Source organism: Bacillus shivajii, from assembly GCF_020519665.1.
Classification (GTDB): Bacteria; Bacillota; Bacilli; order Bacillales; family Salisediminibacteriaceae; genus Bacillus_CA; species Bacillus_CA shivajii.
The window spans coordinates 1,700,696-1,723,591 of sequence record NZ_CP084703.1; the positions used below are offsets into that span (position 1 = coordinate 1,700,696).

Sequence of the window (22,896 nt, forward strand, 5' to 3'; positions counted from 1 at the left end):
GGAACTTCGGCTAAATCCATAGGGAAACCCGAAGTCACGGAGGGAGACTCGTTATGTTAACGGTTCAAAATTTAACAGGAGGTTACAACCAGCCAATCATTAAAGATCTCTCTTTTCAAGTTAACAAGGGTCAATTTTTTGGTATTTTAGGGCCTAATGGTTGCGGGAAGACAACATTGTTAAAGTTAATCACAGGTGTACTAGAAAGACATCAAGGTGAGATCGACATTGATGGGAAGAGTCTCAGTGATTACTCGCGTAAGGAATTAGCTAGGAAGATGACCTTATTACCACAGCAGCCAGAGAGTTCTTTTTCTTATTCTGTAAAAGATGTTGTAGCAATGGGACGATACCCTCATAAGAAAGGGATTTTCCATTTCTATGATGTAGATGACAATAAAAAAGTAGAAGAGATGATTGAATTAGTAGGGTTAAAAAGCGACATGAATACACCACTTCCTTCTTTAAGCGGTGGTGAACAACAACGAGTGTTTCTTGCTAGAGCATTAGTGCAAGAATCATCGATTTTACTGCTCGATGAACCTACGAACCATCTAGACATTTCATATCAAATTGAGTTAATGAATTCAATAAAAGATTTAGCTGAAAAGAAGGGGTTAACGGTAATAGCAGTTCTTCATGATTTAAATATGGCCAGTTTGATTTGTGATGAAATTTTACTTTTAAAAGACGGGGAAGAAAGAACGGTCAATGACCCGAATCATGTTTTAGATGAAGAAGTTTTATCAGAAGTGTACGGGATCGAATTGAAAAAACAAGACCATCCGACAGTTCCGAAGCCATTAATTACATTTCAACCCAAATCGTATCATCAACCATCGATAAATAGCATTTATCAAATGATTGAAGAAGATCATCTTATTCGAGTCGAGTCTTCAACATATACGAAAATTTTATCAACGAATAAACGTTTATCTGGAATGACGTGGAAAAAAGTTTTTTCCATTTATAAAAGAAAAACCGAATTGAATATTAAGAATATGAAAAATGGCTATTATACCTATTATCCAAATAATGATAAACAAACGCTTCATAGTGACATCTCTTTTCATAATGATACGCAAATGGTTGTTTTATATGATGAAGAGAAGCGTGTGCAAATGGTAGCTGCTTTTTTAGACACGTATATTGAGGATTATGTATTCTTTCGCTTATTGATGAGCTTTACAAAAATATTGTCAAGAAGTCAAGGTGAGAGCGAAATAGAGCCAGACATTTTAATCGTTTCTAGTCAACAAAAGAAAAAAGATAATAACAATGAAGAGGAATTACTAATGAATGTGAAGAATCTCTTAATTAAAGCAACCTGTAATATGAACGAAAGAAAGGGGAATGTGCGTGAAGATCTATACGAAAAAAGGGGATAAAGGGGAAACACAGCTTATTGGAAAACGAGTGAAGAAAACTCATGAAAGAGTAGAAGCATATGGGTCTATAGATGAATTAAACAGCTTTATTGGTGTGGCAGTAGCTGAAATCGCCGATCGCAAAGATTTACAAGATGTAAAAAATGATTTACTAAAAATTCAACATGAATTATTCGATTTAGGCGGAGATTTGGCAAATGTAACAGGCAAAGTAGATTGGGCAACAAAAGAAGAATATGTGAATGACCTTGAAGAGAAAATTGATCATTATTGTCAAGAGTCTCCTGATATTACAAAATTCATTTTACCAGGTGGACAACAGGCAGCAGCACACCTTCATGTTTGTCGTACTGTAACTAGAAGAGCTGAAAGGACCCTTTTAAAAATTGATGAAGATGAGACACTGCCTCCAGTAGCAGTAAAATATGTAAATCGATTATCTGACTATTTTTTTGCTGCAGCGAGAGTTATTAACTATCGTTTGGGGACGAAGGATGTTTTATATGAGAGAGGAAAAGATGTCTTCTCGTAAAAACAGTAACTAGAGTAAGGTGAAAATAAAAACACGCACATCTGTGCGTGTTTTTTAGTATATATCCATCAAGAGTCAGCTTTTAACCTTAAATGTGGATTTCAATTTCTGCTGATTCGCGTAATTTTTCAAGATATTTAGACTGTTTAAGTTGTGTTTCGATTTGATCTTGAACTTCTTCAAATTCACCGAGCTCTTCATTTTGCATTGCTAATTGGTCGTAGTAATCTCTCATTTCATCTTCAGAAACTTCAATTTCTGTTTCGTCTAAATGATCTAAAGAGAGAAGCTCTTGTACTTTCATCATTTCACGAATTTCAGCTCTTAAAGACTCTTCTGTGTAATTTTGCATTTCTAATGCTTGTTCAAATTCTTCTTCTGAGAAACTACCTTTAATTTGTTCGAACTCAAGGTCTACTTCTTCTTCAGATGCTTCGATGTCATGGTTTTCAGCTTCTTGTAGCAAGATTTTTTGAGTAATTAACTCTTCTAAAATCCCATGGCGCATTTGGTTAAGTAATTCTTGATTTTCTTCATCTTCAAAGTCTAACCCTTGTTGAGCATATAAATCTTGAAGTTGATTTAGTTGATGGTCGATTTCGCTCATTGGAACATCTTCGCCGTTAACTGTTGCTGCTGCTTCTCCATCAGCACTCCCGTTGCTTGCTTCACCGTTGTCTTCACCATCACCACATGCAGCTAATGCTAAGACAGTCATCAATGAGATCGCAAGCAGAAAATTCCGCTTGATATGTTTCATTCAAAACATCCACCTTTCTTATATACCAATGTTAAGATGTAAATTTTATAACATTACTTACCACTTTAACATAGAAGAAGATTAAATTTCAATTTTGTAATTGTAAAAAATTATGGACGAATGCGCGAGAACAAAACGAAATGTCAATGTCATACATGTTTTACACTAATTTATAGGACAACATAATAACTATTATGAACTATATGATTTTCGAGAGAATTTTCATATTTATCATAGCTAAAAACATGTTTGATGATCATTTTTCATATAGTAGATAAAAATGAAAGGTGTGATTAAAGCTTGGACATGTATAACGTTAAAGTTGGAGACACATTACATCGCCTTGCCTATCAACACAATATACGAGTTCGTGAACTTTTAAATTTGAACCCTCAACTTTTTGATGAAAGAAGTTATATACAACCAGGTAACACGCTTTATATTCCAACATCGAATAAGCTAGAGGAAATAAAAGAAAAACGTGGGGAATGCCTAAAAGAGTTTTCGCCGCTTGATGTAGAGAAGTATATGAATAAATGGAAAAAATATAATCATAACAGCGTCGTTTGCGAAAATATCGGCTATAGTGTGATGAAATTTCCACTTCAAATGGTGAAGATTGGAACAGGTGCAAACGAAATATTCTACTCAGGAGGATGGCATTCGAATGAATGGATGACGAGTAAGTTTTTAACAGAATGGGCGGATGACATAATTGAAGCCCTTGTTTTCAATAAAAAATATAAACACCTAAATGTAAAAGAATTATTTGAAAAGATTACTTTATATATTGTTCCAATGGTTAATCCTGATGGTATATTACTTGTCCAGCAAGGAAATTATCAGGCTCACCCTTATTACGGGGTGGTTAAGGAAATAAATAAAGGAAGTAATACGTTCGATCATTGGTCTGCAAATATTCGAGGAGTGGACTTAAATCACCAATGGCCTGCTGGATGGAAGATCGAAGCTGATGAAAGCCCAAGCCAGGCTTGGCCACGTCATTATAGTGGGATAAAACCGTTAACAGAACCAGAAGCAAAAACGATTTATCGATTAACAAAACAACATGACTTCACACATGTATTAACCTTTCATTCCCAAGGTCAACTGATCTATTGGGGTTATCGAGAATTAGAACCTGAAGTTAGTAAAACAATGGCACATCGCCTTTCATTAAAAAGTTCATACCTTCCAGTTCGTACAGCTGATAGTGATGCTGGCTACAAAGATTGGTTTATTCAAGAAACAGGACGACCTGGATTTACAATTGAAGTCGGTGTAGGAACAAATCCATTGCCATTTCATGCTTATGGAGAAATTTGGTCTAACAACACCCTCTTAGCAATAGAAGGTTTACTATTATAAAATGGTTTAATTTCTTATACTTTTACTTTGTAGTTTTGTTGATAGTCTTGGAGAAACAAATAGAACGCAACTTCTCTATTAATAGTGTAATGTCGTTTATCCCCCCACTGGGCCTATCCATCTTCTGTGGCGCATGCCTCTTATTAGAAGATCCAAGATTAAATTGAAACTTGGATCATTAAAAGGTACAATCTAAATATATAATACAATGAAAATGCGTAACAAGTTGATGCAATGAAAAGGCATGTGAGTAGCTGATACGTACTTGTCGAGGTCAAAGGAGTGGCGGATGTGATCAAGCAAGTCCGAACGAAAAAAATATACGAAATCGTCGCAGAAAGTTTAACTGAAATGATTAAAAGCGGAAAGTATAAACCAGGTGACCGCCTTTCTTCTGTTCAACAACTAGCAGAGGACTTTGATGTAGGCCGTTCTGCAATTCGTGAAGCTCTAAGCGCGTTAAAAGCCATGGGATTAATTGAAATACGACAAGGTGAAGGAACGTTTGTAAAAAAAACGAACTTTGATTTAACCTCTGATATGATTCCAGCTGTTCTCCAAAAAGATGATCTAAGGCAACTCTTTGAGATTCGAAAGCTTAATGAATCTGGAGCAGCATCATTAGCCGCTAAAAACCGCAGTGAAGAGGACTTGAAACAACTTGAGAATATTTTAAGTGAAATGAAGAAAACAAATGGTCATGGAGAATACGGAGAAAAAAACGATATCGATTTTCATATGGCAGTTGTAAAGGCAACAAAAAATGACATGCTTTATAAACTGATGGCTACCATTTCAGGGACAATGAAAGAGTCAATGATGGAAGCTCGTCAACTCTTCATCTATTCCAATGCTACAAAAATGGACCAATTATATGAAGAACATTTCGCGATATATATGGCAATTAAAGCGCAGAATTCTTCATTAGCTTCTGAGAAAATGTTAGAACATATTATTGGGGTTGAAAACGAATTATTTATAGAAACTTAATGGTCAAAAGCCAGACTCCATTATGGTCTGGCTTTTCATACGTAATTATAGGAGGGCGAAAAGTTTGCGACAATGGGAAAAGCACCTTTCTGAAACAACGGTTTTTGAAGGCTTCACACAAAGTGAGATTGAACAATTAATGGACCTTTGTCACGAGAAAGAGTTAAAAGATAAAGAAGTGTTGTTTTTAGAAGGAGAAACAAGAAAATACATATATTTGCTTGGTAAAGGAACCATTCTAATCAGTAAATTAACGGAAACGGGTGAAGAAAGTTTAATTAATGTATTAGGAGAAGGAGAAATGTTTCCTCATACAGGTTTTTTCGATAATGCACCATACCCTGGCACTGCAACTGCAAAGAAAGATGTGACAGTGCTTTGTATTCCTGTGCGTGCATTTGAACAATTAATCCTAGATCAACCCGAGTTATCGATTAAGATCATAAAGGTCATGAACGAAAAGATTCATTATTTACAAAAGAAATTAAATGAAATTCTTTCTTTAAATGTTGAATCAAGGTTGAAAGGGGCCATGGCTCATTTACAAGAAACGCAAGGCAACACAGTACGTTTAACTCACCAAGAGATCGGGAACATTATTGGTGCGACTAGGGAAACAGTAAGCCGTCAATTGAAGAAATGGGAAAAGGAAGAGTATGTAGAAATAAAGAAAGATAGAATTATTCTTCATATAGACATGATGGAGATTTAGGTTCATACGTTAATCCTTTCCAAGTTGTAATTAGAGGAAAAAGGAAAAACCACCGAGAACATCGGTGGTTTAAATGTTTTATACTATCAAAATTTATAATATTTATGACCGATAGTATAACGGTAATTAAGTACTTAGCGCTAAGCTGAGTTTTGAATATTATTCAAACTTAAGTGCGTCTCCATCAAATGGCTCATCAGCGATTTTAATGGAGTCAGTAGGACAACCATCAAGAGCATCTTCCATGTCTTCATATAATTCTTCTGGAACTTCTGCTGTACCTTGGTTATCGTCTAAAATTACCCACGCGATACCATCATCATCATAATCATAAATGTCTGGTGCTGCAGCTCCACACGCGCCACATGCAATACAAGTGTCTTTGTCTACGATTGTGTACTTTGCCATAACAAATAACCTCCCAATAATAAATATAGATTCCCTTTACTTCTCTCTATTTATGCATAAAGGGCTCAGTAAAGAACTCATTTTTATTGTGAAGAAAGTTCTTACTACTTTTATTGTAAATGTTCCTTTATAACTTTTCAATAAAAATATGGTTGAAAAGTTATCCCTTTGTGTTTTTAAATAAAACTAGATTCCACGTTCAAACCTTTTTATAATATAGATAAGAACTTGGCAGTAAAGGGGAAACCTTATGAGTATGATGCAATGGCTATGCTTGAAAGTAATTGACCGGATTGGAAGTGAACGCTCACTTACTGGAGTGTACTATTTATTAAGTGGTAAAAAATCTTTTCAGACAATACAAGATGCCCACCTTTTTCGTTGTTCACCTTATGTTGGAACCTTGAAATTAATTGAAAAAGCTTCTTTTGACGAAATGATTATTAAAGGCGAGAAACATGGCTGGTTTCACTTTGACAAGCCAAACCACGCAAGGCTTACAGACAATGGTAAGAAAAAGCTTAACGAATACGGTCAAACATATAAATTACCCGATGATTACAACGGAGCAAAATATGAATGGAATGACTATGCCGTCCAATATTGGGACAGGCTCTCCTTAATGGTACAAACATGTGCTTTTTTTATAAAAGGAAACAATCGGTTTATACCTGTAAGTTATAACAAAGATACGCAATTACATGTAAAGTCGATCTTGTTAAATGAAGTACGATCACCAAAAGATTATAGTGAGCAGCTTTTAAAAGAGTTACGGTCAATTTTAAAAAACGTTTCCGACCTTGAAGCTTGGTTGTTTGTACAACGTCTAACTTCTACGGACAAAACTGGCCAGACATTTACTCAGTTGTCTAACCATTTTAAAGGTGATTCATTACATACGAAACTAACCTTCTTCGGAGTTATTCACAAAATCATACAAATGGTCCAATCCAATGAACAACGATCCCCTGCCTTAAAATTATTATTGCCCAAAACTCAGCGTTTAAATAGTATAACGGAGACTGCGAGTATAACGAATCATTTACTTATGTCACATTCGATAGATGAAGTAGCTAAGATAAGACATTTAAAAAGAAGTACGATTGAAGACCATATCATCGAACTGGCTATTTATGATGTTGATTTTCCGGTGAACACATATATTAAGATCGAACAAGTCGAACAAATTAATGATGCTGCGGAAAAATTAAAGACAAAAAAGCTAAGGGTGTTAAAAGAATATTTTGGAAATCAATACTCCTATTTTCAACTTCGCTTAGCCCTCACTGTTGCAGAAAAGGAATGAACAAAATGAACCTTGAAGAGATTCTTTATAAAAAGTTTGGTTATAAGTCATTTCGCAAAGGGCAACAAGCAGTAATTAAAGAAATTCTTCGTGGAAAAGATGTTTTAGGAATTTTACCAACAGGAACAGGGAAAACGTTATGTTACCAACTTCCTTCGTTGTTGTTAAGTGGGATGACTGTAGTTGTGTCGCCATTACTATCATTGATGGAAGATCAAGTTCATCAATTAAGAGCATCTGGAGATAAAAGAGTTGTTCAACTAAACAGCCTTTTATCCTTTGCAGAACGCAAAGAAACATTACATAACTTACAAGATGATGCATTAGTTTTTATTTCACCAGAAATGTTATCAAATGAATATGTCCTTCAAGTTTTATCAAGGTATAAGATAAGTCTCATTGCAATTGATGAAGCACACTGTATCTCACAATGGGGGCATGAATTTAGAACAGACTATTTACGTCTAAGAGAAGTCATAAAAAAGCTTAACAGCCCGCAATGTGTTGCTTTAACGGCAACTGCCACTAAAAAGGTCGCAGTAGATATTATTGAGCATTTAGGAATGAACAACCCTGCTATTCATCGACATTCAGTGAACAGACCTGAGATTAGCATAATTATGGACCATGGAGAAAATGTAAAAGAAAAAGATAACAAGTTAATGAATTGGGTGAATGTCTTAAAGAAACCAGGGATCATCTATGTAGGGACGAGAAATGAAGCAGAAAGAATGAATAACATACTTAAGGATTCATATGGGAGAAAAATAGCTTATTATCACGCAGGTTTAACGAAAGAAGATCGACTACTCGTTCAAAGACAGTTTTTAAATGATGAATTAGATTGGATTGTGGCGACGAACGCATTTGGTATGGGAATTAATAAAAGCAATGTCTGTTCGGTTATTCACATGTACATGCCATCTTCGATTGAACAATATGTACAAGAAATTGGCCGTGCAGGAAGAGGGGGACAAAACAGTACAGCTGTATCTATTTTGTCGATCGAGGACCGTTTTTTGCCGATTAGTTTTATTGAACGTGAATTTCCTACTGAAAATGAACTAAACACGTGGTTCTATAAAGGGTATGGCAGCTTATTAGCTGATCGAGAGTATGTCAATGTTGAAGAAATCAAAGAAGTCTTTCAAATCGATGATACGCTATGGCGAATGATACAATATTATTTAGAACAGGAATCAATTGTGAAGGACAATATGATTAACACTGACAATTTAACAACTGAAGTTCTATCTGATTTAAACGAAAGGTTTGCTAAAAGATCAAGTGAGAAGCTAGAACGGCTTGCGCAATATGAACGTTTCACTAACACTGATGGCTGTCTCAGGCAGTATTTGTTGCATTATTTTGGGGAAAGCACTTCCGAGCAAAAGATTTGTTGCTCGAACTGTAATACAAAAAAAGAGCTTATAAATGATGAAAACATCGATCGTGACGTGTACGTACCAATAGAAAAGCAAGATTTCCATTATTCTATATGGGAAAAAGAACTTGAAAATATATTTTTAACACCTTGAATCAATTTCATAATTACGTTTTATGCGTAATGAAACGAATAATATTATAACTTTTTCATTAAATGTACGTATTATTTGTCAACTAAGGTTTACTTCCACTAGGCCTGTCTCTTCCTCTGCTAGCATTGCTTCGTGGTATGATCCGTCGAGACAACTTGAAGAATACTCGTGGGGGAAACGCTCGTTGGTGACTTCGGCGTTGATCACAGGACGTGGATCGAAATTAGCCGAAGTTTATTATAAGGACTTGCACTAAAGCATAAGAGCTTCTATGTAAGCACACTTCGCTTACGAAGAATCTCTTTAGCGAAAAGCAAAGTTTTGTATAGAGGTGAACGTAACTAAAGGCGGCGACTCCCGGAGGATCAGCGCAGTCTGAAGATCCACTTAGGCGAAGAGTCGTCAAGCCTAAGTTAGCTGAAGACAAGCCCTCGGGAAAGCGCCCGTCTGAAGTGAAGTTCACACTCATCATTCGGAATTTCGCATCATATTTGAGTTATGAAATTGATTACCTTGTTAACGAATATCGGGGGGGGAAAATGTGAATAAACAAGCTGAAATTGTAAAAAAACTTTCAGATCGTGAATTGATTATCAATCTCTATTTAACACAAGTAATCATACTTATTATCGGCTTAGGGTTAAGCCGAATATTTTTTGGTCAATGGTTCGCCCCACTTCACTTTATTGATTGGAATGTAACAGATGTTGCTATTGGTGTAATTGCAGGAATTGTCATTGTGATTATCGAGGTGATCTGTATAAAGATATTGCCTACAGACTGGTTTGATGATGGGGGAATTAATCAAAGAATTTTTGAGAATATATCTGTAGGTCATATTGCTTTCCTGTCATTTACTGTAGCTTTTTCTGAGGAATTACTTTTTAGAGGTGTATTACAAACAAACTTTGGGATCGTCATTGCATCATTCATATTTGCAATCATTCATTTTCGTTATATGAACAAATTATTTCTATTTATGTTTACAATTTTCCTAAGTTTTGTTTTAGGTGCAATTTATTACTATACGAATAACTTAATCTCAGTGATTATCGCTCATTTCCTCATTGACTTTATTTTAGGCGTATTCATAAGAACAGGAGTATATAAAAAAATTATAAAGAACGGATAACAAGTTCGGATTTAAGGAGTTATCCAACTGAAATATCGAGGTGAACGAATATGGTCAAAAAATCATCGCGTTTTGAACATCAAACATCTGAACCGATAAAAGAGCAATCTGAAAGTAATCATATTGACAATGAGTCCATTGATGCTTTAAATTTACCTTCACGTAAAGATGTCCATCAATCACGCGTTAGCAAAAAAGAAAATAGGCATAGAAAAAACAAAAAGAAACGAGTTAACTACCCATTAGTCAGAGTATTAGTTGTATTGTTCTTTTTGATAGTAACATTTGTACTCACTTACCCTTTTTGGGCAGATAAAATAATCTTCTAAAAGAAATACGTATAACATACTAGCCTTGCATATAATGTACTAATCTTTAAATGAAAGGTGGTATGTATATGCGAGGAAGTTCCGATTCACGAAGTATAGTCCAGTATCACGAAGTTGTTGAACAAGCATTGATTGAAGCGAAGCAAAAAGAACAAAAGGCTGAAGACCGCTTAACGAAAGCAGGGTATGTGTTCTTTAGCTTATTATTTGCAGTTATTTTGTATGGTGCTTATTCAATTATTTATACAAAAAATGTCCAAGCATATTTAACTCATGTTTTATCAGATCAGATCTTATTATTTTTAATTCTAATATTATCAGTGAGCTTTTATTATATGAAGACTAAAAAAGACAAATTAGATAAAGCAGAGAAAGATTATGAAGAACTTTTAGAAGAGACAATTGATCGTTTATCTGATATTTGGCCTACTTCTGAAAAAGAGGAGGTCTTAGTAAGGTTTCATGAAATGAAGGATAAACACGATGTCAATTTATTTCATAAATGAATCAATTTCATAACTCAAATATGATGTGAAATTCCGAATGATGAGTGTGAACTTCACTTCAGACGGACGCTTTCCCGAGGGCTTGTCTTCAGCTAACTTGGCTCGACCACTCTTCGCCTAAGTGGATCTTCAGCTCGTTGCTCCTGCGCCACTACGCTTGCTCGTCGCAGGTAAAGAGTGTTCCTGCGATTACTCGTCACAGATAAACAGTGCTCCTGCGGTTGCTCGTCGCAGATAAACAGTGTTCCTGCGATTACTCGTCGCAGCTCGAAGCAGTTCGAAGAAGTATTGCTCGTCGCTGATCCTCCGGGAGTCGCCGTCTTTTGTTACGTTCACTTTCAAATAAAACGTACATTTAATGAAATATTTATAATATCATTCGTTTCACTGCGCAAAAAACGTAATTATGAAATTGATTCAAATGAAAAAAGGTTGATTCACGTTCGTTTCTTCCCAGTCTTGGAAGAATCACCAATGAGTCAACCTTTTTTATTTGTTATTTCTGATTGATTTATTTAAGAAGAAACGATCAAATACTAAGAGGCTTTAACCGAAAAATGCAACGGATTGACGGTCAAAAGAACGGCCATTTACAGATACTTTGTTATGGTTTACAAACTCCACTTTTCCAAAGGCTAAGGTTTTATAACACTTCATACAAAAGACTTCAATCGGCAATCCCATGTTAGCGTGAAAAGTGATGTCCTTATCAGTTACTAAAGAATGATTTTTCCACTTCTTAAATGTCAAAATAATCATCCCTTCCTAATAGACTGAAAATTTAGAAAATCTGAATTAATTATAACTGATAAAAATGGTCTTTTCAATGACATTTCATAAATTAGGCTTGGTTTAAAAAGAGGGAGAAACGTTTATAAACAAAAATCATTTTTGAACATATACTGTATTTCGTTGAATCAACGGTGAGAAAATTTGTGAAGATTTGATCAAAAATTATAAGAAAATAGTAATGAAGGATTGAAAGCGTTTTCAACATTCGTATATAATAAAGGATATGAGGAAAAGGGGAGGTGCAGTAAAAAGTCGTACTGAGCATGACTATTTTTACTGTAAAAAAAGTATTCATGTTAGGAATAACGACCTTTTTTGAGGGCTTTGCATGTCATTACGTACATACTTTGCAAAAGCTGATATACTTGAAAAAGACTCATAGTTTTGTAATCATTTAAACTATGAGATGAAATGTTTTAAGATGCAACCTTTTGTCCTCTAAGAAAACATAGTCTTTGAAGGAGTGGATACTACGTGGCTAAAGTGAAATCAGACATTGAAATTGCACAAGAAGCAAAGATGGTACCAATTAAAGAAATCATTGAGAGTATGGGGTTACAACAAGAAGAATGGGAGCCATATGGTCATTATAAAGCAAAGCTTTCTTTAGATGTTATGGATCGCCTTGAAGAAAATAAAGACGGAAAAGTAGTCCTTGTAACCGCTATTAATCCAACCCCAGCTGGTGAAGGAAAATCAACGATGACTGTTGGACTTGGTCAAGCATTAAATAAAATTAATAAAAAGACAATGATCGCTCTAAGAGAACCTTCATTAGGTCCAACAATGGGAATAAAAGGTGGAGCAGCAGGTGGCGGTTATTCGCAAGTTGTTCCTATGGAAGACATTAACCTTCACTTCACTGGAGATATTCATGCAATTACAACGGCACATAATGCATTGGCTGCAATGCTAGATAATCATATCCATAGAGGAAATGAATTAAATATTGATGTACGCCGTATTTCTTGGAAACGTGTGTTAGATATGAACGACCGCGCTTTAAGAAATGTTGTCTTAGGTTTAGGTGGGCCACTTCAAGGAGTTCCACGTCAAGATGGCTTTGATATTACAGTGGCTTCTGAAATCATGGCTATTCTATGCCTTGCTTCAAGTCTATCAGACTTAAAAGAGCGATTAGCTAAAATCGTTGTCGCATATACACCAGAAGAAGAACCAGTAACTGTAAAAGACTTAAAAGCAGAAGGCGCTTTAACTTTATTATTAAAAGATGCAATTAAGCCAAATCTCGTACAAACGTTAGAAAATACTCCTGCCATAATTCACGGAGGTCCATTTGCTAATATTGCACATGGGTGTAATAGTGTTATTGCAACGAAAATGGCTTCAAAACTTGCTGATTACGTTGTTACTGAAGCAGGTTTCGGTGCAGACTTAGGTGCAGAGAAGTTCCTTGATATTAAAACACGTGCGGGCGATATTGACCCAGACCTCGTTGTAATCGTAGCAACAATTCGCGCACTGAAAATGCATGGTGGTGTTCCGAAAGATCAGTTAAAAGAAGAAAACGTAGAAGCATTAAAAGCGGGCCTTGCAAACCTTGAAAAGCATGTGGAAACAATCCGCCAATTTGGTTTACCGCATGTTGTTGCAATTAACCGATTTATCCACGATTCAGATGAAGAAATTGCAACATTAAAGTCTTGGTGTGAAGAGCAAGGAATTAACGTTGAATTAGCAGATGTTTGGGCAAAAGGTGGAGAAGGCGGAGAAGCTTTAGCTAACCGTGTTGTGCAAGAAATTGAATCTGCTGAGAAAAACTTTACACATATGTATGACCTCGATACAACGATTGAAGAAAAAATCGAAGCAATTGCGACAAAAGTTTATGGTGCAAAAGGAATTGAATTGTCACCACAAGCGAAAAAGCAAATTGCTACGTATGAAAAGAACGGTTGGGGTAACTTACCAGTTTGTATGGCTAAGTCCCAATATTCGTTATCAGATGATCCTACAAAGTTAGGAAGGCCAACTGACTTTACGATTACTGTTCGTGAGCTTAAACCTTCTGTAGGAGCAGGGTTTATTGTTGCATTAACAGGTAACGTTATGACAATGCCAGGCTTACCTAAGCAACCAGCCGCTGAGAAGATGGATGTTGATGAAAACGGAAAAGCTGTTGGGTTATTCTAATATTGATTCAAAAGAAGCACTCTTATAGCAAATCTGCTATAGAGTGCTTCTTTTTGTATGAATACATTCAGTCTTTATTTTATGTTTTAACAAAACCTCACCCTTCTTCATATATTGTTGTTAAAATATGATGCTCCTTTAAAAAAAGAGGTTTTCGCTGAAATCATCAAATTTTTAAAGTATTTAAAAACAAAACATGGATATTTGAATAAGGAGCTTCTTAAAGAGATAGGTGGGAAGTAGTGTTACTCGACATCATAAAGAGGGCACTCATTGCGTTTCTTTCATTAGTGTGTACATTTTTATTAGATACAAGAATAAAAGAATTATTATCGATGACATCCAATAGGTGGCTTCATGAACTTGTGTTTGAACCGTTTTCAGTATTTATCGTAGTTTTCCTTTATATTATTTGCATCATATCTTTAGCGAAACTGTGTTTCCTTTTGTCATTTTCAACGGTTTCTAAACTAGAACAAATCTTTTATACTATGGGTATTATTTTTTTGTTGATAAAATTCCAATGGTTATTTTTAGCGATTGTACTCATTTCATTGATTTACTTCCTCTTAGATGTTAAAGAGTACAATTATAAAGTGAAACGGTTAAAGTGACGGGATATGTTTGTGTAACCTTGCTGCTTCAACTGGGCAGGGTTACCGTGGACGAGTTCCGTCACTTTCAGACCCGTAAACAATAAACGAGCAATAAAAGGCGATAAGTAGGAATTATAAACAATAAATGTATTTTCAAGGCACCTAATAATGAATATATAATACTTTTACACAAGGAGTTCTTTCAATTATAATCAAGTGAATGAGTAACGGGTAGAAGAAGGTGAAGAAGTTGAGTGCGAGTGAAGGTAAGTATAATATAAAAGCAGTCACTAATATGTTAGGCATCCAAGCAGGAACGCTAAGGGCTTGGGAACGAAGATATCGTATTATTGAACCGATAAGAAATCAAGCTGGTCACCGATTATATACTGATAAACATGTGTCTATATTAAAGTGGCTCATTAAAAAAGTAAATCAGGGTTTTACAATTGGACAAGCAGTCGATCTATTGGAAACTGAATTCAAAGGTCGGCAAATAAATACTGATCAAGTTTATCAAGGACAATTAGAAGTGCTACAAAATGATTTAATCGAATCATTATTAAATTTTAGAGAAAGTGAAAGTAATCAAATTCTTAATCAAGCTTTTGGTATGTTCTCTGTCGAAACTGTGGTCAATCAAGTTTTAAAAAACACGTTAATTGAGGCTGGTGACATGTGGGAGAGAAGTGAAATTAACACAGCTCATGAACATTACATCACTTCATATATCCGAACAAAAATTACCAATGTCTTTCAAAGCCTCCCATCAGAAGGATCACTACAAAAGGTAATTACTGTTTGTGCCCCCAATGAACAACATGAGGTAGGTTTATTGACTTTTACTTTATTTCTTAAAAGAAGAGGGTACGAAACGATTTATTTAGGGAGCGGGATGGAAGAGAAGGATTATTTAGAAATTATTAAAGAGCTTGCTCCCGATATGTTTTTTATGTCATGTACGATGAGTGAAAACCTCGCGGCTACTTTACGCCTAGTGAAAGCTATCGAAAATAGCGATCATAAAGTAAAGGTCGGCTTAGGAGGACATGCCATAATGAACTTGCCTATATCTGATCGAAAGACCATCCAACATAATATTGTTGGAGAGAATGAGGAAGATTGGGTTATGTGGGTGAAAAAATAAAAAATAGAAATGTAGGCATACGGTCGAACCAAAAAAGCATCTCTCTCATACGTTAACAATAAACACCGTCACAATAAAAGGCATTAGTACAATTTGTGACATAATTGAGGAGGTTCGACTATGCGCTTGGAGCGTTTGTCTTATGATAAAATAAAAATATTTTTAACGTTTGAAGACCTCCAGGAAAGAGGAATCTCAAAGGAAGAAATTTGGATGGACGTCCCAAAAGTTCATGATTTATTCCGAGATATGATATCAGAAGCAAGTACAGAACTTGGCTTTGAGGCAGACGGCCCTGTCGTGGTAGAAGTCTTTTCACTTCCATCTCAAGGAATGGTGGTTATTGTAACGAAATCCGATGATGATGATGTCGAAGAATCGTTCGACGATTCATTTATGGAACTACAAGTATCCGTTGACTTCAATGAGGACCTGATTTTTTCCTTTGAATCCATTGAAGATGTACTCCAACTAGCTGGCTCCTTTAATCGTTTAGATATTACAAGTGGAGAATTGTATTATTACAAGGGACAATATTACTTAAAGTTTAATGAAAATGACGAAGGTTTCCTTGATTTTGAAGACTTTATTTCCATTATTTTAGAATATGGCAACAGTTCAACAGTTGCGCCAATGTTATTAAAAGAGTATGGAAAGGTGATTATAGACCGAGAAGCAATAAAACAACTAAATGATTACTTTCTATAAAACTCCAAATATTGGGGTTTTTTTATCGTTTTTAGCTAAATGAACTTTATAAATCTCGACCCATATGAGCCAATTTCATCATTCATCTCTTTAAATTTAATGCCAGTTTCAGAAGGACGCAGTTGAAATACTCTTCGCTTTCACTCCAGAGCACAAGCGGGTGAATTTTATGAAATCAACATTCATTTTTAACAAGCCAATTAATAAAGGAAATTCGAGTAATTCTCTCCTTTTATTTCAAAAAAATTCAATAATCCTCCTTTAAAAAATAATTAATTAAAAAATTTCTGGAAAAACGAAAACAATAGTGGAAAATTCCCAATATATTCTTTATAGTAATAGATAGATGGTGATAGTCACTCCACATAAGTAATAATGGACACATGACGTTGAGGTGAAATCGATGGATGATAATGAAAAGTTAGACCAAGAACAAAGAGAAAATGCAAAATCACAAGATGTACTTACGTCAACGCGAACAGTTATCAAACGTGCTCTAGATAAGCTAGGGTATCCCGACGAAGTATATGAATTAATGAAAGATCCATTAAGGATGATGACCGTTCGTATTCCAGTTCGTATGGATGATGGTTCTATAAAAATCTTTACAGGTTATCGTGCACAGCATAATGATGCTGTAGGTCCAACAAAGGGTGGGGTTCGTTTCCATCCAGATGTTACAGAAACAGAAGTGAAAGCGCTATCAATATGGATGAGTTTGAAAGCTGGCATTGTCGATTTACCATATGGTGGAGGAAAAGGTGGAATCATTTGCGATCCAAGAGAGATGTCTTTCCCCGAGCTTGAAAGGTTAAGTCGAGGATACGTGCGAGCAATTAGCCAAATTGTAGGACCGACAAAAGATATTCCTGCTCCAGATGTTTTCACAAATTCACAAATCATGGCTTGGATGATGGACGAATATAGTCGAATGAAAGAATTTGACTCTCCTGGCTTTATTACAGGTAAACCGATTGTATTAGGTGGTTCACATGGAAGGGAATCCGCTACTGCAAAAGGGGTTACTATTAGTATTAGAGAGGCTGCGAAGAAGAAAGGCATTAACTTAGAAGGCGCACGGATTGTTATTCAAGGCTTCGGTAATGCAGGTAGCTTCTTAGCGAAATTTATGCATGATGCAGGGGCAAAAGTAGTTGGTATCTCCGATGTTTATGGAGGCCTTCATGACCCAGATGGATTAGACATTGATTATTTACTTGACCGTCGAGATAGTTTTGGCACGGTAACGAAATTATTTAAAGATACCATTTCTAACGATCAATTATTAGAGCTTGATTGTGATATTTTAGTACCAGCTGCGATTGAAAACCAAATTACCGAAAAGAATGCAGATGATATTAAAGCAAAAATTATTGTTGAAGCGGCAAATGGCCCGACAACAATTGAAGCGACAAAGATGCTAAGTGAACGAGGAGTACTTCTTGTACCAGACGTATTAGCAAGTTCCGGTGGTGTTACGGTTTCTTACTTTGAGTGGGTACAAAATAACCAAGGCTTTTATTGGACGGAAGAAGAAGTCGCGGAACGTCTAGAAAAAGTCATGGTTACAGCATTTGAAAACGTTTATCGTATTTCCTCTACACGTGGAGTTGATATGAGGTTAGCTGCCTATATGGTTGGTGTTAGAAAGATGTCAGAAGCTAGCCGATTTAGAGGCTGGATTTAAAAGTTAATTAACGTTAAAATAGGTTTTATGAAGAGTTCCCTTTCCCTTATCGGTGAAAGGGAATCTTTTTTTAAGGCTCTGTTAAAATTGAGTGTTGATATTTAAAAGTGGAGACAACTATTAAAATACAATAATTTGTGATGAGCAAAGGTGACGACGCCAGCGGGAACAGCACGAGCGGAAAATTACATACAGGAATCCACTAGTGTTGCATTAATTTAGGCTAACTATTAAAAATACTCAAAATGTTCAATAAAGTTATTTTGTGCAAAGAAAAAGTCCTTTATAATGGATAAGTCAGGTGGTAATCCCGTCCAAATCCAATAATAAAGGACCAACTCATGGATAAGATTACACGAAAAACTTCATTTGGACAATGGTTTTCACCAATAAATCTTCGATTATTTAATGAACAGGTGAAAACATTGAAATTAGATTTTTATACAAAGAAACTTACGACAGAATCATTCTTGAAATTATTACTATACGCACAGCTAGAAGAGGTAGAAAGTCTCCATGCACTGAGTGATTGTCTCTTTGATGATCAACTACAAAAAGGGATTGATCTTGATTCCATCAGTATTTCTCAGCTTTCACGACGATTGAACGGCATGAATCCAGATTTATTTCAACAGCTATTTTTGGATTTAGTTGGGCAAATACATGCCAAAACACATTACACGAAACTCATTATGCCATTAAAGATCGTTGATTCAAGCACCATGCCGTTGAATTTAACGAATCATAGATGGGCAAAATTCCGCAAAACAAAAGCTGGTGTGAAGTTACATTTGCGACTAGTTTTTATGGAAAAAGGAGTTTCATACCCTGAAAAAGCCTTGATTACAACAGCGAAGGAACACGATCGTAATCAGCTGGAAGTCATGGTTGATGACAAAGAGTGCATGTACGTGTTTGACCGTGGTTATCTCGACTATGAACGCTTCGATCGTATGACTGACGATGGCTACTTTTTCCTGTCAAGGCTAAGGAAGAACGCTGTGATACGGGTAGTTGACGACTTTATACTACCTAAAGAATCATCTGTTTTATCCGATCAAATGGTCTTGATTGGAACAACGCAAAATCGTGCTGAAAATTACTTTCGTCTTTTAAAAGTGATTGATTCTAAAGGGAATGAACTGCAACTGATCACCAATCGATTTGATTTAAGCGCCGAAGAAATTTCAGAGATGTATAAATCACGCTGGGCAATCGAATTGTTTTTCAAGTGGATAAAGCAACATCTCAGAGTCAAGAAGTTCTATGGGCAAAGCGAATGGGCAATCCAAAACCAAATATTTATTGCACTGATTGTTTATTGTCTGCATGTACTCGCTCAAATTGAGACAAATAGTAGGATAAAAACCTTGCAAATTAGCCGTTATTTAAGGGCTGCATTGTGGAAATCAGCGCATATTTGGCTTCGAAAGATTGAAGGGAAAGCCATCCCTTAACAGAGTTTTGTCATTGTCGCACTAGTCTAATTGTAAATTAATTTCCAAATGGATGGAGCCACCTTTAATTGGGTATTTACCTTTTTGGCTCTGAGAAGGTTATACAATTAAACTGAAAATTACGACACTATTTATGCAACACTAGTGACAGGAATCAATTTCATAATTACGTTTTTTGCGCAGTGAAACGAATGATATTATAAATACTTCATTAAATGTACGTTTTATTTGAAAGTGAACGTAACAAAAGACGGCGACTCCCGGAGGATCAGCGACGAGCAATACTTCTTCGAACTGCTTCGAGCTGCGACGAGTAACCGCAGGAGCACTGTTTATCTGCGACGAGTAACCGCAGGAGCACTCTTTACCTGCGACGAGCAAGCGTAGTGGCGCAGGAGCAACGAGCTGAAAATCCACTTAGGCGAAGAGTTGCCGAGCCTAAGTTAGCTAAAGACAAGCCCTCGGGAAAGCGTCCGTCTGAAGTGAAGTTCACGCCCACATTTTGAATTTCGCATCATATTTTGAGTTATGAAATTGATTCACAGATATAACAATTGAGGTGTTAAATATGCAACAGGAAGAAGTAATTATTATTGGAGGAGGCCCTTGTGGGTTATCTGCAGCAATTTTTCTGCAAGAACACGGAATAAACCCTTTAATTATTGAAAAAGGAAATATCGTAAATGCTATTTACCATTACCCGACTCACCAACAATTTTTTAGTACGAGCGAAAAGTTAGCTATTGGCAATGTCCCTTTTTACAGTACTGAGCGTAAACCTAAAAGAAACGAAGCTCTCGTGTATTATCGAGAAGTAGCAAAAGAAAAAGGTTTAAACATTCATGCTTATGAAAAAGTGACGAGTGTAAAGAAACAGGAAGATGGTACTATGGTCGTTTCTTCGGAAAAAGCGGGGAAAGAAAAGAGAGAGTATAAAGCTTCTCATATCATTGTTGCTACTGGCTATTATGACTCTCCAAACATGATGGGGATAAAAGGTGAAGAGCTTCCACATGTATTTCATTACTTTAAAGAAGCCCATCCGTTTTATAACCAAGAAGTCGCAATTATAGGTGGAAAAAATTCAGCTGTAGATGCAGCATTAGAGTTAGAGAAAGTAGGAGCAAACGTTTCAGTCTTTTATCGAGGAAGTGAATATTCTAAAAGTATCAAACCGTGGATCCTTCCTGAATTTGACGGGTTAGTTAGAAAGGGACACATTAACATGTATTTTGATACGAATGTCATCGAAATCAAAAAGGATAAAATGTTAATAGAACAAAAGGGTAAATCGTTTGAGAAAGAAGTGGACTTTGTGTTTGCGATGACAGGTTACCGTCCAGATCACTCATTTATTGAAAGTATGGGTGTTGAAATTGATTATACGACAGGAAGACCTTATTTTAGCAAAGATACGATGGAGACAAATGTAGAGAATATCTATATTGCAGGAGTTATTGCAGCTGGTAATAATGCTAATGAAATTTTTATTGAAAATGGTAGATGGCATGGGCAACTCATTGCGCAATCGATAGAGAAGAAAAAGAATCGATGATAGGTTGGATATATGAAGGAACGATCGAGTGACTATTTTCACTCGATCGTTTATTTATAAAAGGAATATTATTGCTGAAAAAATCCTTGTATTTTTTTAGGATCATGAGTTTGTTCTAAAGCAACCATTAGTTTAATTCTTGCCTTTTGTCCGTTTAAACCGTTAGTGAATATGACTCCCAAATCTTTTAGTTGTTTCCCTCCACCATCGTATCCATATATATCTTGGACAATGCCGTTAAAGCATCTAGATACTAATACAACAGGTATGCCTTTATCGATTAATTTGACTAAAGGCTCAATCGTCTCTGGAGGAAGGTTTCCTTGCCCTAAAGCTTCAATAACGATACCATCTACTTTAATGGAGCATAACGCTTCAAAAATGCTATTCTCCATTCCTGCAACTACCTTTATTAAGAGAACTTGATGGTCAACTTCCTCAATATTGTATTGATCACGATGGCTTGGGGAGTGGTGAAAAAGTACACCACGTTTTGTCACGATTCCAATCGGACCATATTGCGGACTTTGGAAAGTTGCAATATTACTTGTGTGAGTTTTCGTCACGTTTTTTGCGGTATGTATTTCGTCATTTAAAACGACTAAGACCCCTTTATCTAATGCAGAATCACTCATTGCTGTATGTATAGATGAAATAAGGTTATGAGGACCGTCTGACCCTAATTCATTACTAGAACGCATTGCACCAGTTACGACGATAGGTTTATTTGATCTGACAGTTAAATCAAGAAAATAGGCAGTTTCCTCTAGAGTATCAGTTCCGTGGGTCACAACAACTCCATCATAATCTTCATCATTTAAACAATAATTGATTCGTTTTGAAAGTGTGATCATATGTGATGGTGTGATGTGTGGTGATGGAACATTTAGAAAGTCTTCCACGTCAACTTGTACACCTTCTATATTCATGATAGTTTCATGTAATGGATTTTCTAAATTTGGTTTAACGGCCCCTGTATTTCGATCTTCGCTCATTGCGATTGTACCACCTGTATGAATCACTAAGATATTTTTCATAAATAATACCCCCATTTTAAAAAATACATATTGAACTTTACTCTATCATTTCCTAACATTAAAGTATCATGGATTAAAAAAAAAGAACAGAAAGGCTTGGGCCTATGATTTCTTTAATTGCAGTAGGAATAGCACCAGCTTTGGCCTTGTTATGCTTTTTTTATTTGAAAGATGAATTTGAACAAGAACCAATTCTGATGGTTATTCGTTCTTTTATATTTGGTGCCTTACTAGTGTTCCCTGTATTGTTTATTCAGTATGCATTAATAGAAGAAGGGTATGGACAACAGACGTGGCAACAAGCGTTTATTTACTCATCATTAATCGAAGAATTTTTAAAATGGTTTATTGTTGTTATTACAATATACCATCATGTTCAATTCAATGAACGGTATGATGGGATTGTCTATGCAACAGCAGTCGCGCTTGGGTTTGCTTCAATAGAAAATGTATTATATTTAATTTCAAATGGTGTTGAGACAGCATTTTTGCGAGCGGTTTTTCCAGTGAGCAGTCACGCTCTTTTCGGGGTAGTTATGGGATACTACTTAGGAATGGCAAAGTTTTATCCAATAAAGAAATATCGTTATTTATTTTATTCATTTTTCTTGCCTTATGCCCTTCATAGCTTATATAATTTGATTTTGTTGCGACAAGAAGTTTGGATTGTTTATTTAGTTCCATTTATGATATTTTTATGGTTCTTTGCGTTGAGAAAAGTAAAAAAAGCAAATAAGAAACAATTTGAATCAATGAACCGTTGCAAAGTTAGTTAATCTTAAAGTAAGTTAGTT

Annotated in this window: 22 protein-coding genes; 18 read left to right on the forward strand and 4 right to left on the reverse strand. The window is 35.7% G+C overall.

Annotated elements, in window-relative coordinates; translation table 11 throughout:
* Window positions 1-53: 53 nt before the first annotated feature.
* Together LGQ02_RS08285 and LGQ02_RS08290 are read left to right on the forward strand one after the other, a co-directional pair.
* Complete coding sequence (locus tag LGQ02_RS08285; RefSeq protein WP_226517714.1) at window positions 54-1,388, forward strand: ABC transporter ATP-binding protein; 1,335 nt, start codon at window positions 54-56, stop codon at window positions 1,386-1,388.
* On the forward strand, window positions 1,360-1,920 hold the full coding sequence (locus LGQ02_RS08290) for a cob(I)yrinic acid a,c-diamide adenosyltransferase (RefSeq protein ID WP_226517715.1): 561 nt from the start codon (window positions 1,360-1,362) through the stop codon (window positions 1,918-1,920). Before LGQ02_RS08285 ends, LGQ02_RS08290 begins: the two co-directional genes overlap by 29 nt.
* Before the next feature lie 88 nt (window positions 1,921-2,008).
* Here LGQ02_RS08290 and LGQ02_RS08295 read toward each other — a convergent pair whose 3' ends face one another.
* Window positions 2,009-2,680, reverse strand: coding sequence for a SurA N-terminal domain-containing protein (locus LGQ02_RS08295; RefSeq protein WP_226517716.1), 672 nt, complete (start codon window positions 2,678-2,680; stop codon window positions 2,009-2,011).
* A gap of 306 nt (window positions 2,681-2,986) precedes the next feature.
* Here LGQ02_RS08295 and LGQ02_RS08300 point away from each other — a divergent pair, with 306 nt between their 5' ends.
* The 3 genes from LGQ02_RS08300 to LGQ02_RS08310 all read left to right on the forward strand — a co-directional run bounded on the left by LGQ02_RS08300 (window position 2,987) and on the right by LGQ02_RS08310 (window position 5,750).
* Window positions 2,987-4,048 (forward strand): M14 family metallopeptidase, encoded by a 1,062-nt coding sequence (locus tag LGQ02_RS08300; RefSeq protein ID WP_226518260.1) that lies wholly within the window; start codon window positions 2,987-2,989, stop codon window positions 4,046-4,048.
* A 282-nt stretch (window positions 4,049-4,330) separates the two neighbouring features.
* Window positions 4,331-5,038 carry a FadR/GntR family transcriptional regulator gene (locus LGQ02_RS08305; RefSeq protein ID WP_226517717.1) on the forward strand — a complete coding sequence of 236 codons (708 nt, stop codon included), beginning with the start codon at window positions 4,331-4,333 and terminating at the stop codon, window positions 5,036-5,038.
* Between the two features lie 64 nt (window positions 5,039-5,102).
* Complete coding sequence (locus LGQ02_RS08310) at window positions 5,103-5,750, forward strand: Crp/Fnr family transcriptional regulator (RefSeq protein WP_226517718.1); 648 nt, start codon at window positions 5,103-5,105, stop codon at window positions 5,748-5,750.
* A gap of 159 nt (window positions 5,751-5,909) precedes the next feature.
* Here the strand turns inward: LGQ02_RS08310 and LGQ02_RS08315 are convergent, their stop codons facing one another.
* Window positions 5,910-6,158 carry a ferredoxin gene (locus LGQ02_RS08315; RefSeq protein WP_226517719.1) on the reverse strand — a complete coding sequence of 83 codons (249 nt, stop codon included), beginning with the start codon at window positions 6,156-6,158 and terminating at the stop codon, window positions 5,910-5,912.
* Window positions 6,159-6,408: 250 nt separating this feature from the next.
* Here LGQ02_RS08315 and LGQ02_RS08320 point away from each other — a divergent pair, with 250 nt between their 5' ends.
* The 5 genes from LGQ02_RS08320 to LGQ02_RS08340 all read left to right on the forward strand — a co-directional run bounded on the left by LGQ02_RS08320 (window position 6,409) and on the right by LGQ02_RS08340 (window position 10,969).
* Window positions 6,409-7,464 carry a YpbB family protein gene (locus LGQ02_RS08320; RefSeq protein ID WP_226517720.1) on the forward strand — a complete coding sequence of 352 codons (1,056 nt, stop codon included), beginning with the start codon at window positions 6,409-6,411 and terminating at the stop codon, window positions 7,462-7,464.
* 5 nt (window positions 7,465-7,469) lie between these two features.
* Window positions 7,470-9,002 carry a RecQ family ATP-dependent DNA helicase gene (locus LGQ02_RS08325; protein ID WP_226517721.1) on the forward strand — a complete coding sequence of 511 codons (1,533 nt, stop codon included), beginning with the start codon at window positions 7,470-7,472 and terminating at the stop codon, window positions 9,000-9,002.
* A gap of 541 nt (window positions 9,003-9,543) precedes the next feature.
* The gene (locus LGQ02_RS08330) at window positions 9,544-10,134 is read left to right on the forward strand and encodes a CPBP family intramembrane glutamic endopeptidase (RefSeq protein ID WP_226517722.1); all 591 of its coding nucleotides are present in this window, start codon (window positions 9,544-9,546) and stop codon (window positions 10,132-10,134) included.
* 50 nt (window positions 10,135-10,184) lie between these two features.
* A complete protein-coding gene (locus tag LGQ02_RS08335) occupies window positions 10,185-10,463 on the forward strand; it encodes a hypothetical protein (RefSeq protein ID WP_226517723.1) in 279 nt (92 codons plus the stop codon).
* 68 nt (window positions 10,464-10,531) lie between these two features.
* Complete coding sequence (locus LGQ02_RS08340) at window positions 10,532-10,969, forward strand: DUF2663 family protein (protein ID WP_226517724.1); 438 nt, start codon at window positions 10,532-10,534, stop codon at window positions 10,967-10,969.
* A gap of 546 nt (window positions 10,970-11,515) precedes the next feature.
* On the opposite strand, the gene LGQ02_RS08345 is transcribed toward LGQ02_RS08340, so the two are convergent.
* Window positions 11,516-11,719, reverse strand: a complete 204-nt coding sequence (locus tag LGQ02_RS08345) for a hypothetical protein (protein ID WP_226517725.1) — start codon at window positions 11,717-11,719, stop codon at window positions 11,516-11,518.
* Window positions 11,720-12,280: 561 nt separating this feature from the next.
* Between LGQ02_RS08345 and LGQ02_RS08350 the strand changes: the two genes are divergently transcribed.
* The 7 genes from LGQ02_RS08350 to LGQ02_RS08380 all read left to right on the forward strand — a co-directional run bounded on the left by LGQ02_RS08350 (window position 12,281) and on the right by LGQ02_RS08380 (window position 21,065).
* Window positions 12,281-13,915, forward strand: coding sequence for a formate--tetrahydrofolate ligase (locus LGQ02_RS08350; protein ID WP_264184025.1), 1,635 nt, complete (start codon window positions 12,281-12,283; stop codon window positions 13,913-13,915).
* A gap of 242 nt (window positions 13,916-14,157) precedes the next feature.
* Window positions 14,158-14,529, forward strand: a complete 372-nt coding sequence (locus tag LGQ02_RS08355) for a hypothetical protein (protein WP_226517726.1) — start codon at window positions 14,158-14,160, stop codon at window positions 14,527-14,529.
* 232 nt (window positions 14,530-14,761) lie between these two features.
* Window positions 14,762-15,658 (forward strand): MerR family transcriptional regulator, encoded by an 897-nt coding sequence (locus LGQ02_RS08360; RefSeq protein ID WP_226517727.1) that lies wholly within the window; start codon window positions 14,762-14,764, stop codon window positions 15,656-15,658.
* A 120-nt stretch (window positions 15,659-15,778) separates the two neighbouring features.
* Window positions 15,779-16,366, forward strand: a complete 588-nt coding sequence (locus tag LGQ02_RS08365; protein WP_226517728.1) for a genetic competence negative regulator — start codon at window positions 15,779-15,781, stop codon at window positions 16,364-16,366.
* A 403-nt stretch (window positions 16,367-16,769) separates the two neighbouring features.
* The gene (locus LGQ02_RS08370) at window positions 16,770-18,053 is read left to right on the forward strand and encodes a Glu/Leu/Phe/Val family dehydrogenase (RefSeq protein ID WP_226517729.1); all 1,284 of its coding nucleotides are present in this window, start codon (window positions 16,770-16,772) and stop codon (window positions 18,051-18,053) included.
* Window positions 18,054-18,394: 341 nt separating this feature from the next.
* Entirely contained in the window at window positions 18,395-19,510 is a 1,116-nt protein-coding gene (locus LGQ02_RS08375; RefSeq protein WP_226514820.1) for an IS4 family transposase, read from the forward strand.
* A 568-nt stretch (window positions 19,511-20,078) separates the two neighbouring features.
* Window positions 20,079-21,065 (forward strand): YpdA family putative bacillithiol disulfide reductase, encoded by a 987-nt coding sequence (locus LGQ02_RS08380; protein ID WP_226517730.1) that lies wholly within the window; start codon window positions 20,079-20,081, stop codon window positions 21,063-21,065.
* A 68-nt stretch (window positions 21,066-21,133) separates the two neighbouring features.
* Here the strand turns inward: LGQ02_RS08380 and LGQ02_RS08385 are convergent, their stop codons facing one another.
* The gene (locus tag LGQ02_RS08385; protein ID WP_226517731.1) at window positions 21,134-22,102 is read right to left on the reverse strand and encodes an asparaginase; all 969 of its coding nucleotides are present in this window, start codon (window positions 22,100-22,102) and stop codon (window positions 21,134-21,136) included.
* Window positions 22,103-22,206: 104 nt separating this feature from the next.
* On the opposite strand from LGQ02_RS08385, the gene prsW reads away from it, so the two are divergent.
* Window positions 22,207-22,878: a glutamic-type intramembrane protease PrsW gene (gene prsW, locus LGQ02_RS08390; protein ID WP_226517732.1), complete on the forward strand. Its 672-nt coding sequence runs from the start codon at window positions 22,207-22,209 to the stop codon at window positions 22,876-22,878.
* Window positions 22,879-22,896: the final 18 nt, after the last annotated feature.